The 14,091-nt window shown below is 37.6% G+C and carries 15 protein-coding genes; 12 read left to right on the top strand and 3 right to left on the bottom strand.

Going from position 1 to position 14,091, the window contains the following annotated elements:
- Nucleotides 1-1,536, top strand: a complete 1,536-nt coding sequence (locus tag AN959_RS01520; protein WP_056827691.1) for a SpoIID/LytB domain-containing protein — start codon at nucleotides 1-3, stop codon at nucleotides 1,534-1,536.
- Nucleotides 1,537-1,849: 313 nt separating this feature from the next.
- On the opposite strand, the gene AN959_RS01515 is transcribed toward AN959_RS01520, so the two are convergent.
- Both AN959_RS01515 and AN959_RS01510 read right to left on the bottom strand, forming a co-directional pair.
- Nucleotides 1,850-3,019 (bottom strand): CAP domain-containing protein, encoded by a 1,170-nt coding sequence (locus tag AN959_RS01515; RefSeq protein ID WP_056827689.1) that lies wholly within the window; start codon nucleotides 3,017-3,019, stop codon nucleotides 1,850-1,852.
- Nucleotides 3,020-3,049: 30 nt separating this feature from the next.
- Nucleotides 3,050-3,685 (bottom strand): YigZ family protein, encoded by a 636-nt coding sequence (locus tag AN959_RS01510; protein ID WP_056827687.1) that lies wholly within the window; start codon nucleotides 3,683-3,685, stop codon nucleotides 3,050-3,052.
- A 140-nt stretch (nucleotides 3,686-3,825) separates the two neighbouring features.
- Between AN959_RS01510 and AN959_RS01505 the strand changes: the two genes are divergently transcribed.
- Genes AN959_RS01505 through AN959_RS20880 form a run of 3 tightly spaced genes read left to right on the top strand, consistent with a single transcriptional unit; the run spans nucleotide 3,826 to nucleotide 5,895 of the window.
- Complete coding sequence (locus tag AN959_RS01505; protein WP_056827685.1) at nucleotides 3,826-4,971, top strand: sensor histidine kinase; 1,146 nt, start codon at nucleotides 3,826-3,828, stop codon at nucleotides 4,969-4,971.
- A 32-nt stretch (nucleotides 4,972-5,003) separates the two neighbouring features.
- Nucleotides 5,004-5,678, top strand: coding sequence for a response regulator transcription factor (locus AN959_RS01500; RefSeq protein WP_053590324.1), 675 nt, complete (start codon nucleotides 5,004-5,006; stop codon nucleotides 5,676-5,678).
- A gap of 49 nt (nucleotides 5,679-5,727) precedes the next feature.
- Complete coding sequence (locus AN959_RS20880) at nucleotides 5,728-5,895, top strand: hypothetical protein (RefSeq protein WP_156350705.1); 168 nt, start codon at nucleotides 5,728-5,730, stop codon at nucleotides 5,893-5,895.
- 240 nt (nucleotides 5,896-6,135) lie between these two features.
- Here the strand turns inward: AN959_RS20880 and AN959_RS01495 are convergent, their stop codons facing one another.
- Nucleotides 6,136-7,068, bottom strand: a complete 933-nt coding sequence (locus AN959_RS01495) for a nuclease-related domain-containing protein (protein ID WP_056827683.1) — start codon at nucleotides 7,066-7,068, stop codon at nucleotides 6,136-6,138.
- Nucleotides 7,069-7,198: 130 nt separating this feature from the next.
- On the opposite strand from AN959_RS01495, the gene AN959_RS01490 reads away from it, so the two are divergent.
- From AN959_RS01490 to flgK, 8 genes are all read left to right on the top strand, one after another.
- The gene (locus AN959_RS01490; RefSeq protein ID WP_056827681.1) at nucleotides 7,199-7,777 is read left to right on the top strand and encodes a nuclear transport factor 2 family protein; all 579 of its coding nucleotides are present in this window, start codon (nucleotides 7,199-7,201) and stop codon (nucleotides 7,775-7,777) included.
- A 263-nt stretch (nucleotides 7,778-8,040) separates the two neighbouring features.
- Nucleotides 8,041-8,886, top strand: coding sequence for a DegV family protein (locus tag AN959_RS01485; protein WP_056827679.1), 846 nt, complete (start codon nucleotides 8,041-8,043; stop codon nucleotides 8,884-8,886).
- A 407-nt stretch (nucleotides 8,887-9,293) separates the two neighbouring features.
- The gene (locus tag AN959_RS01480) at nucleotides 9,294-10,346 is read left to right on the top strand and encodes a DEAD/DEAH box helicase (RefSeq protein WP_371256456.1); all 1,053 of its coding nucleotides are present in this window, start codon (nucleotides 9,294-9,296) and stop codon (nucleotides 10,344-10,346) included.
- Nucleotides 10,343-10,966 carry a ComF family protein gene (locus AN959_RS01475; RefSeq protein WP_082460704.1) on the top strand — a complete coding sequence of 208 codons (624 nt, stop codon included), beginning with the start codon at nucleotides 10,343-10,345 and terminating at the stop codon, nucleotides 10,964-10,966. Before AN959_RS01480 ends, AN959_RS01475 begins: the two co-directional genes overlap by 4 nt.
- A gap of 267 nt (nucleotides 10,967-11,233) precedes the next feature.
- Nucleotides 11,234-11,650 (top strand): TIGR03826 family flagellar region protein, encoded by a 417-nt coding sequence (locus AN959_RS01470; protein WP_056827675.1) that lies wholly within the window; start codon nucleotides 11,234-11,236, stop codon nucleotides 11,648-11,650.
- A 126-nt stretch (nucleotides 11,651-11,776) separates the two neighbouring features.
- A complete protein-coding gene (gene flgM / locus AN959_RS01465; protein WP_056827673.1) occupies nucleotides 11,777-12,040 on the top strand; it encodes a flagellar biosynthesis anti-sigma factor FlgM in 264 nt (87 codons plus the stop codon).
- Nucleotides 12,041-12,055: 15 nt separating this feature from the next.
- Nucleotides 12,056-12,550 carry a flagellar protein FlgN gene (locus AN959_RS01460; protein ID WP_056827671.1) on the top strand — a complete coding sequence of 165 codons (495 nt, stop codon included), beginning with the start codon at nucleotides 12,056-12,058 and terminating at the stop codon, nucleotides 12,548-12,550.
- A gap of 12 nt (nucleotides 12,551-12,562) precedes the next feature.
- Nucleotides 12,563-14,080 (top strand): flagellar hook-associated protein FlgK, encoded by a 1,518-nt coding sequence (gene flgK, locus AN959_RS01455; RefSeq protein ID WP_056827669.1) that lies wholly within the window; start codon nucleotides 12,563-12,565, stop codon nucleotides 14,078-14,080.
- The last annotated feature ends 11 nt before the right edge of the window (nucleotides 14,081-14,091 follow it).

Genomic DNA, 14,091 nt, shown 5'->3' with positions numbered 1-14,091 from the left:
ATGTTCAAAAAGGGATTGACCGTTTTATCTATCGCTTTACTTACATTAGCTACATCTAATACGGCATTCGCGTATACACAAGAAAGCTATTCTAAGCAAGTGCGTGTAGAAGTGCATAATGCATCTTCCACTTCGCTCAATTTGACAGGAATTTATAAACTACAAAATTTAACAACGAACGAAATGTTTTACGCTCTACCTAATACACCTATTACTTTTTCTCAAGTAAATGGGGAAGTTTCCATTTATCAAGTTGGATCATCCATGTATTCAGCGAATGGATTTGCTTTACATGCTTTATTGGGCAATGAAAAGATGGTTGTGTTTACAGCCGATGTAGAAGGTAGAAAAGGTGCTACTGCAGATTATGAGGTAGTAAAAGCGTATAAACCTTTCCAAGGTGCATATGTAGTAAACGAATTTACAAATGCAAATGGAGAGCTATGGTACTCCATTAGAGATGATCAAGGTGTTTCTTCCTGGATTCCTTCGACTAATGCAACTGTAGGATCTGTCGTAAATCAACCACTTGGTAAGACGCCTAATGGTACACAATACCGTGGTAGTTTTAATGTTGTTAAATCAGGTGCAAATGTACAAATTGCAAATAGACTTGATTTAGAGAATTATTTAAAAGGTGTTATTCCAAATGAATCACCCGCATTATGGCATATCGAAGCCCTAAAAGCTCAATCAGTAGCAGCGAGAAGTTACTCATTAAGTAAGTCTGGTATTTTAAGTAGTACAACTAAAGACCAAATGTACAAAGGATATACCTCTGAGCATAAAAATACAAATGCTGCTGTTGAAGCAACTAACGGATTGGTTATTAAATCAGGTGGTAAACTAGTACAGGCATATTTTTACTCTACAAGCGGTGGTAGAACAGCGAATATCGGTGAAGTATGGAATTCAACACAAGTACCGCACTTTGTATCGGTAGATGATTCAATTGAAAAATCTCCATATAGTAATTGGTCTGTAAGTATACCAGCATCGAATATTCTTAAGAAATTTGGATTTAATCCTTCTACTGATCAATTACTAGATGTGAAGCTTGCTAAAACAGGATCCAACGGAGAAGTTTCCGCTGTAACTGCTGTGACTTCCGCTGGTGAAAAAACAATTGAAGGTAATGAAACAGTAATGCGTAACGTATTTTTAGATGCAAATAATGCATCTTTAAAATCCAATTGGTTTGATATTTCATTTACTAAACCAACCGGAGGTACTGATATTGCTGTGCAAGGAGCTAACGGTTCTTCAGCAGTAACATCATTAAACGGTATGTCTGTACAAACTACAACAGGAACAGTAACGATTTCAAGTGGTCCAGTTGGGGTTCAAACGAATGAAGGAATTGTCTCTACAACAGCGACAACCTCTGGAATCCAATCTGTTACTGTAAACGGAAAAGGCTACGGCCACCGAATCGGCATGAGCCAATATGGTGCGAAAGCCCGTGCAGAAGCAGGCTGGACATACGATCGTATCCTAAAACACTATTATCAAGGCGTAACAATAGAAAAATACTAAGTAATCAGGTGACCAATAGATTGGTCACCTTTTTATATTGTTAAAAAAACTTAAACGAGAGTAACCGCATTGAAATCGAGATTACTTTTCATGAAACCGAGCCTAATTTACTCTGATCTGAGACTAATATTAGTTTTTGTCTATCGACTGGAATTAATTACAACAAAATAACACTTAATGGCTGAACGAGACCATTCAACAAGTGGAAGGGACAAACAATGCATGGAAAGCGACAAATGCATCGTCTAAAGCGACCAATCATCACCTGAAAGCGACAAACAAAAAAGCTGCCTCCGAAAGAGACAGCTTCCTATCAAGGTTTAATAAAATTTTCCGTATAGTAAGGTATCGATCCGTACGTCCACTCTGCAAAAAACACTCCTACGCCATGTTGCGTATAGTTAGTACTGACGATATTTTTACGATGACCTAATGAATTCATCAATGCTTCATGTGCAAAGTATGGGTTCGTGTATCCCATTGCAATATTTTCTCCTGCATTTCTAAATAGAATTCCACCATTTGCTAGCCTGTCAAAAGGCGATTCCCCATTTAAGTTATCATGGTTAAAATAATCATGTTTACCCATATCAACACTGTGGCCACGAGCAACATTCGAAATATCGGTAGAATATTGTAGTATTGAAACGCCTTTTGCCTTTCTTTCAGCATTCGTTATTTCGTATAAGAGTGTCTCATAACTTTTTTCTAGTGTACTAGATTTTTTTGGATAGAGATTTGCGTTTCGCTTTATTAACTGACGATCTATTAAGTAGATTGCAGAGATCTTATTGTCATTATGCACATCAATAAAAAAATTGGCTTCATATTTAGGAAAATCATATGTAATAATTTCAATTGGATAGGTGTTACCAGTTGTTTCGTATGCTTTTCCTAATTTGCTTTCTAGTTGACTAACAGTACTAGCTATTGAAATACCATTAAATTGATAGTTTTTGTCTTTTGTATAAAGTGAAGCAATTTTATTATTTAAATAACTAATTGCATAGAAGTTATTATAGTTTTTGTGATAAATAGACGTTGATGCATCAAATTCATTGGTTATCGATTTCTTTGCGCCTCCTAATTTAGAAGTTACAGAAGTAATACTGTCACCAATGACCATAGAAGTAGGAGTAGTTTGCTTGCAATTAAGTAATCTCAATTTTTCTTTTGATGGTGTTTGATACAAAATAGTGGCATCGTTTTTGATAACTAGGCCGCCACCTAGGTGATAATAAGATCCTTTATTTGCATAAATTCGAAAAACTTCTCCCTTTTTTACTTTTCGTGAAGCTTCGAAAACTCCATTATTATTTTTATAAATAGTAGTAGGTTTTTGAATGATGACTCTGCCTATTTGACCAGCTTTTAGCTCGACACCGTCCCAATACACAACCCCTGGACAATTTGCCGCATTAGTAGAGATTGGAGCTATACTTAAACTAATTAAGAACATTAGTAAAAAAATCAATTTCTTCATATTTCCACCGCCCTTAGTAAAAAGTATAAATCAATTTACTTCAAATTCCAAAAATTCTTTTTCGACAATTTCTATTTTACATTGTCCATTTGTCATTTCAGTCATCCAATCAGAGAAATTGGATTCATCCTCTGCTTTTACATACACATGGACTTCTACAGAATCTGCATAGTTAATATCTTTTAAAGGATATTCTGAATTGCGCACTTCATTTTCGACTTTACCTAACCAATTGTAGTCAATTGATACTTTCATCAGATGATGTAGCTTACGCTCTACCACTTTTGCTGCTGTAACTCCTTCTGTAGTAGCTTTTCCATATGCTCGAATAAGACCGCCGCCACCTAGTTTAATACCACCGAAATACCGAGTAACAACTACGACAGTATCCTTAATACCTTGCTTCTTTAGAACTTCAAGCATTGGCACCCCTGCAGTTCCACTAGGTTCCCCATCATCATTGGCTTTTTGGATGTTATCGTGTTCCCCAATAATATAAGCAGAACAGTTATGAGTAGCATCTTTATGCTTTACTTTGATAGAATTAATAAAATCTTGCGCTTCCTCCTCAGTCTCAGCTCGATTCACATAAGTAAGGAAGCGTGATTTTTGGATGATAATCTCACTTTCCCCATAGCCTTTGACTGTATGATAATCATTTCTCATGTTTTTTGGGTCCTCCTTGAGTAATTTGAAATATAGTTGTAAACTAATTTTAATTTATTTTTAGTCACTTAGTGCTATAATAGGGTTTGTCACCCGTAATGAATGAAGACTCATTTGCAAAAAACAAAGGAGAAAAACAGATGACGAATAAGAATTTTGATACAAAATCGTTAGATGTTATTTTCGATCGAATGGTAGAAGTAATGGATCATTCAAAAAAGGATATATTCATTATAAGCGAACAGAGTCGTCAAAGCTTCGAAGAAATGAAAGTTGAATTAGAAATAATTCGAGGTAACATTGAAACCGTTATTATTGAAGGGGATTTACTAGAATCGAAATCACGTTTAGCTAGAAATCGCCTAGCAGAAGTATCTAAAAACTTTGAAACGTACGACGAACCTCAAATTCGGAATGCTTATGAAACTGCCAATGAGATTCAAATTAACCTACTGATAAAAAGAACAGAGGAAAGACAACTTCGTCTTAGAAGAGATGAATTAGAACGCAGATTACAGGGCTTACTGGAAATGATCGAACGTGCGGATCAACTAGTCAATCAAGTAAATATAGTAATGAATTATTTAACTTCTGACTTAAAAGATGTGGGAGTTGCACTTGAAAACGCAAAAATCAAACAAGATTTCACCCTGAAAATTATCGAAGCACAAGAGGAAGAGCGCAAAAGACTTTCTCGTGAAATACACGACGGTCCAGCCCAAATGCTTGCGAATGTGTTACTTAGAACAGATTTAATTAATCTTACATATCAGCAGCGTGGCGGAGACGAAGCGATGAAAGAGATCAATGAACTGAAAGATATGGTTCGAAATGCACTTTCAGAAGTTCGTCGAATAATTTATGATCTTCGCCCAATGGCACTAGATGATTTAGGATTGGTTCCTACGCTTAAAAAGTATATATCAACAATTCAAGAATACAATCCAACGTGTATGATACATTTTCAATCATATGGAGAAGAACAACGTCTCCAACCAAATTTTGAAGTAGCCATTTTCCGACTAATCCAAGAGTCCTTAACTAACGGTATTAAGCATGGAAAGTTTAAAGAGGCTTGGGTAAAAGTAGAATGGTTGAAACAAAAAATAAATATTATCGTCAAAGATAATGGAAAAGGCTTCGATCCAAATGAAGCAAAAGAAAAATCATTTGGATTAATTGGTATGCGAGAGCGAGTGGATTTACTCGATGGAACGATGAAAATAATATCATCTCCAGGAAAGGGAGCAACCATTTTGTTTAGTATTCCGATAAATGAGGAATAATAACTACAGTGTTTTTATAGGAGGAAATGACGATGACAAAAATTATAATAATAGATGACCACCAACTTTTTAGAGAAGGCGTAAAGCGTATTTTAGATTTTGAAGATTCTTTTGACGTAATTGCAGAAGGAGATGACGGTAGCGACGTTCTTCGTTTATATGAACAACATATTCCAGACGTTGTATTAATGGATATTAATATGCCAACTAAAAATGGTGTTGATGCAACTGCTGAATTACTTGAAAAATATCCGGAAGCTAAAGTTATAATGCTATCTATCCATGACGACGAATCTTATGTAACACATGCGCTTAAAACTGGTGCTCTTGGTTACATGCTAAAAGAAATGGATGCTAACGCAATTGTCTCTGCTATCAAAGTAGTAGCACAAGGCGGTTCATATTTACATCCAAAGGTAACTCGCAATCTAGTTGCTGAATTCCGTCGCCTAAGCGAACGTGAAAATAAAGGAAACTTCCATCAAACAGAAATTCGCCGTCCATTCCACTTACTTACGAAACGTGAATGCGAAGTGCTACAACTGTTAACAGATGGACAAAGTAACCGTACAATTGGTGAAACACTTTTCATCTCTGAAAAAACCGTAAAAAACCACGTATCCAGCATTCTACAAAAAATGAACGTAAACGACCGTACCCAAGCAGTAGTAACCGGCATCAAAAACGGTTGGGTCGAAGTACGATAATAAAAAATGGGAAACCTCTCGCGAATTAGTGAGAGGTTTTTTTATTTGCGTGAAAAATATTGCTCCTATTCATGGGAATGTAGCGAGTAAGCAAAAAAATGTTGCGTATAACAGTGGATATATTGCGAGTTACGTTGCTAATGTTGCGTATAACAAAAATATTGCGCATATGGACCAAAATATAGCGAGGAAGCGAGTAGATGTTGCGACTAATTAAGGTTATATAGCGAGTAATCCAAACAATGTAGCGTAAAACATAGATATTGCGTGAATGCATCAAAATGTAGCGAGTAAGCGAGTAGATGTTGCGACTAATTAAGGTTATATAGCGAATAATCCAAACAATGTAGCGTAAAACATAGATATTGCGCGAATGCATCAAAATGTAGCGAGAAAGCGAGTAGATGTTGCGACTAATCATGGCTATATAGCGAGTAACTCAACTAATGTAGCGATATTAACTTATCGCTAATGAACTATCTTTACGTATAAAATATCTTGCGGGACCTGATCCAAATGCTTGTAAATTCATACTGTTAAGCATCCGAGATGCAGAGTGAATAGATTTAACTCCACAAAATTTGCGAAAATCTTTATTAGTAATTTCTTTCTTGATTAGCCAAAAATATTCTTCTACAGCGGAAATATGGGCATATCGATTATTTTTATTACAGGCTAAACAAGTCCAGGTTGTAGAAATACGCTCCATTCCAATAACACCACAACTGGGACACTCAACTCCTGGAATTATGTCGTTTGGAGAAATATGATAATGCTCGCATAGGGGTGAATACACAAAAGCGGATTGTTTCTTTTGAATCAGTTTTTCTATGGAATCAAAATCTAACAGAAGGGAAGGGGAATTATTATTCAAGTGTATGATTTTTTCGATAATGCTTTCTAATTTAAATATAGGATAATGGGATGGCTTATTTCGGATTCGACATGATTTTGATGTCATGACGATGGCTCCAGTTACTTTAAGTTCAGGGAACGACCTGTTTAAGAATTCTTTCATAAAACGAATATTACGCATTAATTGATAATATGGATTCGGAAAAGATTTTTCAATATTCTCTTCTTCTATTCTATAAAATTCCTCAGTGTCTATATCAAAATTTAAATTACCACTCATATTTTTAGACTCTAACACGATACAACAACTATCCGTCACAATCAGACAATCGATTTGCACCCTCCAATCATCTATATGCAATCCCACATCAGAAAATATTCGAAATGGGCCAGGTAATCTCAACTCCTTAAGCTTCCTTAAGAGTCGTTCCTCACCTCTTATTCCAGCTTCTTTTTTCCTAATTTCATTACGAATAAATTCCTTCATTCCACTATCAACACTCAATCTTTTTAACAATGCTAAATGTCTTTCCAAAGAACCACCTCCTATGTACCTATACTATACATACCATTACCATAATTTTCTACCTATCTCTCACGGAACTAATTAATTGAGTTTTCGTCCTAGATATGACAAAATAACCTCAGCAGGAGGAGAGAACTAGATGAAATTTATGCACGCACTTATACTTGCAGCAACCGTGTTCACGCTAGCTGCATGCAATAGCAATGAGGAAGAAGCAACAAATAGTGGCTCTGCGAATAATGCGCCCACGGATGCACAATCGGTAACGGATCACGGTGCAAAAGATAAAGCAGCGGAAGAAGTTGGTTTTGAAATGGCCGGAGGGAATATAGAAGAAGCGACAAATGTCCCAGAAGAAGAAAAAACCGCTATCCTCGAAGCATTCAATGAATACATGGAAGCATTTAATGTAGAAGATATTAACCGCTACATGAATACCATTTCCAAAAATCCAGAAGGTTTTAACTATGCAGATGAAAAATCAGTAGTACAAGAAACATTCACGGAGTATGATACGATTCGAAAAGCTGAAAACACGACAATCATTAAATACGATAAATCCCAAGCGCAAGTATTTGCGAACATTAACATCGCACTATCACAACCAAGTACTGGAGCAAAGCTTGATCGTGATGGTCGTCAAGTAACAGTTTTCGCAAAAGAAGATGGCAAATGGCTTGTCACAAGCGTCTATTTTATAGGTGAATCATCTGAATAATACATCCTCATACTTTTGAGAAACGCTCGCATTCTTAGTTGCTTGCACTCGTTGTAAGCTCATGAACCTTAAGTTCTATTCGCTTACGCCTCTTGCTTGCACGCCTCGACTGTCAAACGTTTTCAAATAGTAAGGCTTAGACCTATCAAAAAATAATTAATCCCTTGACTAGATATATGACAAATATCATGTCGAGGGTATTTTTGTGCTTTCATTTACCCTTGACATTCAGTACACTAAATAATAGGAGTGTGATTTTTTACATGAAAACGGTAGTAGTAACGGACAGCACAGCCTATATCCCAAAAAAAATTCGCGATAAACTCAACATTCGCATGGTTCCACTTAGCGTGGTCTTCGGAAATGAAACATATAGAGAAGAAATAGACATTAATACAATAGAGTTTTACGATAAAATCCGAAACGAGCGTGCGCTTCCCAAAACGTCGCAACCAGCACTCGGAGAATTTGTTAAAACCTTTGAAGAACTTTCGAAAGAATACGACGCAGTCATTTCCATCCATCTATCGAGCGGTATCAGTGGTACGCTTGCAGGAGCAAAGCAAGCTGGTGAAATGGTTGAAGAAATTGAAGTGTACACATTTGACTCAGAAATTTCCTGTATGGTTCAAGGCTTTTATGTTCTTCGTGCTGCTGAGATGGCACAAGCAGGTGTCCATCCAGACGAAATTCTAAAAGAACTAAACGTAATGAAAGAAACAACTCGTGCGTACTTCATGGTGGACAACCTCGACCATCTTCATCGAGGTGGTCGCTTAAACGGTTTCGAACGTGTTATAGGCTCTGTTCTTCAAGTGAAGCCAATTCTTCACTTTGAAAACAAAGTCATCGTGCCTTATGAAAAAGTCCGCACACGCAAAAAAGCGATGAAACGTATTGCAGACATGCTTCAAGAGGACGCAAACAAATATGCAAAACTGCAAGCAACTATTATCCACGCAAACAACGAACAAGAAGCCATCACTTGGAAAAATGAGTTAGAAGCACTTCTGCCCAACGTTCAATTTACAATCAGCTACTTTGGACCTGTAATTGGAACTCACCTTGGTGAGGGCTCGATGGGTCTTGGATGGTGTAAACTTAAATAAGTTTACAGCCCCAGGCGGATGCCACAGATTTTGTTAAGGAGTTAATGAAGCTAGCTTCATTCAAAATCTTGGCGCAAATACGCCAAGGCGCATTTGATATTTGACTAGCCCAAAAAGTTAGGAAGATGCCCATGAACAAACAATTACAACAATTTCTCACTGGCCGCATATGGCTTCGCGAACACACCCCATTTCCAAGCGAAGCCATCGATGCCCACATCGACAGTGGCCACATCCACCTCAAACCAGGCATCGACATGAACCAAAGCAAATTCTTGTTTTGGCAATTAAAGAATTATGTATGTAACAGATGCCACAACTCAAATCAAAACTTATTTCACACATTTCATTGTGCACGTTGTAATAAAAAATGCATCTATTGCCGCCATTGTATTCGGATGGGGCGGGTGAGTAGTTGTTCTGAGTTACTCCTGTGGAGTAAAGAGCAGGCACGCGGCGCGAACGAGCATGTGTTTGACTGGAACGGCCAACTTACATTCCTTCAACAAAAGGCAAGTGAAGAGCTCCTGGCAAGTGTCCGTCAAAATCAATCCCACTTATTACATGCAGTTTGCGGAGCAGGTAAAACAGAACTACTATTTCCATCTATATTTGCTAGTTTACAAGAAGGAAAACGAGTATGCGTCGCAGCACCTCGTACAGATGTGATATTAGAATTATTCCCACGCTTTCAAAAAGTCTTCCCTAAAACAACAATCCACGCATTATATGGTGGAGCCCCCAACCAAGAAGGGTTTGCCGATTTAATACTCGCAACAACCCATCAGCTTTACCGTTTTGAAAATGCATTCGATGTTGTGTTTGTAGATGAAGCAGATGCCTTTCCGTATTATGCTGATGAAACCCTAAGGCGAGCAGTCACAAAAGCGGCAAAAAAGAATGCAGCCATCCATTATGTAACAGCCACTCCTACCAAATCCTTGAAAACTACCAACCAATCTATTCTTTCCAAAAGATATCATGGACATAATTTACCTGTTCCAAGGTTCAGCGGACTCTGGGGCTACGCAAGACAATTGAAAAAGGGGAAAGTTCCAACTAAATTGCAACAATGGATCGAAGAAAAAACAAAAAATAATATTCCGTTTCTTGTCTTTCTACCAACAATTGAAATGCTCGAAAACTTTCCAGGAGTTTTACCTAGAGTTCATGCAGAACATCCTGAGCGAAAAGAGATTGTTATGCAACTTAGAGAAAAGAAAATTCCCGGACTACTAACAACTACTATTTTAGAAAGAGGCATAACAATAGAAAATGTACATGTAGCAGTAGTTGGAGCGGAGCAACAAATCTTTACTTCTAGTGCACTTATCCAAATAAGTGGGAGAGTCGGTCGCTCTTTTCGATATCCTAATGGAGACATTGTCTTTTTCCATCATGGGATTACACATGAAATGGACAAAGCAAAAGAGTCAATCGAAAGGTGGAATAAAGCATGAATTGTTTACTATGTGGAAGCATCTTTCAATCACCCCCTACATGGAGGAAGTTATTATTATATGAAATAGAAGCCACTTCTTGTAAAAGATGTTTAAGTAAATTTGAAAAAGCCGATACCCAATTCGACCTTTCTGATTTTGAAGATTCTCACTACAAGGGAGCACTTAATTCAGTGACAGCTCTTTATTCATACAACGAAGCAATGAAAAGCTATTTGCACCAGTATAAATTTTTACAAGATGTTGCATTAGCTAGTGTTTTTGCTGAAGAGATTCGTCTTTTAATCGAGAAAAGGGAAGGAATTGTAGTACCAATCCCCATGCATCCAGATAAGCTACTAACAAGAACCTTCGCTCAAGTGGACGAACTATTGATTAGTGCAGGGCTTCCATTTCAGCACCTACTTGTTAAAACTGAAACAGCTGAACAAGGAAAGAAATCAAAAAAGGAAAGACTGGAGGCAAGTCCCCTTTTCGAAGTAACTGGCAAGGTAGAAGCGAAAACCTATGTTTTATTCGATGATATTTACACAACCGGTACTACGATGCATCATGCAGCAAAGGTTTTGAAGGAAGCCGGTGCAAGTAAAATAGAAGCAATTACTTTAATAAAGGGATAATCTGCCGATATAAAAAGAAAAGCGAAAGGCGCCTGTTTAGCCGCTACAAGCACACGCCTTTGGTGCGACGAGCTTGCGCAGGAGCAAATGTCGATTTTCGAGGAGGCAGTTCTTCAGCCACCGCAGAAATGATTTTCTGCGACGAGCTTTGCGCAGGAGCAAAACAGCATTTGACCTCGAGCGGCTGGCGCCTGAAGACTAGACAGTAATCAAATAAGGGAGTTAAACTGTCTAATTTGTAAAAATTGAACTTGGAGGGAATTCATCATGGGAGAACTTAAAAATTGCCCAACTTGCGGAGAATTTTTTAACTATACAGGAATTAGAGAAGTATGTAACAACTGTGCAATGAATGAAGAAAAACAATATGAGGTAGTTTACCGCTTCTTGCGTAAGCGCGAAAACCGTGCCGCAACAATCGACAGAATAGTAGAGGCAACTGGCGTAGATGAAGCACTTCTACACAAATGGGTACGTAAAAATCGTTTGCAACCAGCCATGTTCCCAAACCTTGGGTATCCATGTGACAATTGTGGTAGAATTACGAATCAAGGAAAACTATGCAAAAGCTGTACGGAAGAACTTAAATCAGGACTCCGTCAATTTGATGCAGCAAAAGAATTTCGAGAAAAAGTTGCAAATCAAGACAGTGGTACCTATCATATGGATGGCAAAAGGAAATAAGGTATTAGTTATTAATACCTAAACTATAGGTGTTAAGCTATTTCGTACAAAAGACTCTAAAAACATCCCTGTTATAGCCGAAATAAGGTATATATACTTCGTAAATGAAAAGGGGAGGACACAGTTATGAAAATATCAAACATTGGTTTAAATCAAGTAAACCCATATAAACGCAATCAACAACAAACTGAAAAAGTACAAAATGCTTCCAAGGCATCTACGGATCAATTAGAAATTTCTTCTGTAGCGAAAAGCATGCAAACTAAATCTCCTGTAGAGGTAGAACAGGCAGAACGCGTTCAATCAATAAAAGCGCAAATAGATGCTGGGACATACAAAGTAGATGCAAAACAACTTGCATCGAACATCCTCAATTATTACCGTATCTAAAAGGAGACAATAGGAATGTCCATTGAAAAGATATTGCAAGCTCTAACGAAACTTGAAATGCTACATAAAAGTTTACTAGAAATTGCATATAAAAAAACAGAAGCAATTAAAACTGGGGACATGGACAGTCTAAACCAACTGCTCAAGGACGAGCAGGCACACGTAGCAGGCATTTCTCAGCTTGAACAACAGCGCCAATTAGAGGTAACGGATTACCTTCGAGCAAAAGGAATTGCTCCGATTGACAACCCAACTGTTGCACATGTCTTAGAAAATACCAACACTAACGAAGAAAAAGAGCAATTAGGAGCAGCGAGAAACAAACTACTTCTTACGCTAGAGACTCTAAAATACCAAAACGACCTAAACCAGAAACTTACACTTCAATCACTTCAATTTGTTAATTTAACATTGGATATGCTACGCCCAAAACCAGATCAAATAAACTATTCGAAATCTGAAGTACGTGGTCCCTCAAAAGACAAAACATACTTCGATTCACAAGCATAAGGAGGCCAACCCATGCGCTCCACATTTATGGGACTAGAAGCAAGTAAACGAGGACTATTCACTCAACAATCAGCTCTATACACAACTGGACACAATATCTCCAATGCCAACACATTAGGCTACTCACGCCAACGCGTGAATATGGAAGCTACACTGGGCTATCCAGGCACAGGGCTTAACGCTCCTAAAACACCAGGCCACATTGGGACAGGTGTACAGGCTCAATCTGTTCAACGGATTAGGGATGCTTTCATTGATCGTCAATATAGACAAGAGTCTAACAAATTGGGCTATTGGGAATCTAGATCTCAAGCAATCACCCAAATGGAAGATATTATGGCTGAGCCATCTGAATTTGGTTTGAATGAATCATTAAATCAATTTTGGAAGTCACTTCAAGATCTAAGTACAAATCCTGAAAATGCAGGTACTCGAAAAGTAGTAGTACAACGTGGAATTGCGGTTGCAGAATCTTTTAACTATATGCACAAGCAACTTTCAGATATTCAAGGGAATTTGAAAAATGAAATTCTCGTATCCACTAAGGATGTAAATTCCATTTTGAAACAAATCGCATCTATTAATGAACAAATTCAACAAATTGAACCTAATGGATATATGCCGAATGATTTGTATGATACTCGAGATGTCCTTTTAGATGAACTTTCTCAGTACTTCCCAATTGAAGTGGAATATACTAAATCTGGTGGGAACTCACTGCCTATTGCAGAGGGCACAGTTAAAATTTCCATTAAAACGAATGGCGGATTAGTGGAAGTAGTTGACGGGAAAGACGCTGCTTCAATAACAGCAGTAGGTATGAATGATAATACTAATTTTGAACCTTTTACACAGTTTACTGTAGCTGCGAATGGTAATGCTGCAGGGGGACCACCGATTAACTATAGCGATTTAGAAAAGAGTAAGGGTAAATTACTTTCTTTAATTGATTCGTATGGATATACAAATGGTGGTACTACTACTGGATATTATCCAGAAATGCTTACGAATCTTGATAAAATGGCGAAAGCATTTGCTGAAGAATTCAATAAGATTCATGCAAACGGGAATCCATTACCTGGAAAAACGAAGGAAAATGATTTCTTTGAATTTACAAATGGAGCAAGTGATATTAAAGTTCGAGACATTTTTGAAACTGATCCTGGCCTTATCAATGCTTCATCCTCGCCAGATGAAGAAGGTAATGGCGGAAATTCATTACTACTATCTAATATGAAATTTAATTCACTTACTGGCCTAGGCGGTGCTACTGTTCAAACTTTTTATCAATCCATTATAGGTCAAATGGGAGTAGATGGAGAGCAAGCTGCACGACTCCAATACAATTCAGCCACTATCAAATTAACGGTCGAGAATAATCGTGCCTCTTTTAGTTCCGTCTCCTTAGATGAAGAAATGACAAATATGATCACATTTCAGCAAGCATACAACGCAAATGCACGTATGATTACAGTGATTGATGAGACACTTGACAAAATTATCAACGGCATGGGCCGTGTTGGATTATAACTAGGGGGTAC

It is taken from the genome of Psychrobacillus sp. FJAT-21963, from assembly GCF_001420585.1.
GTDB lineage: Bacteria > Bacillota > Bacilli > Bacillales_A > Planococcaceae > Psychrobacillus.
The sequence above is the reverse complement of the archived record's forward strand: the minus strand, read 5'-3'. Positions and strand labels throughout refer to the sequence as shown.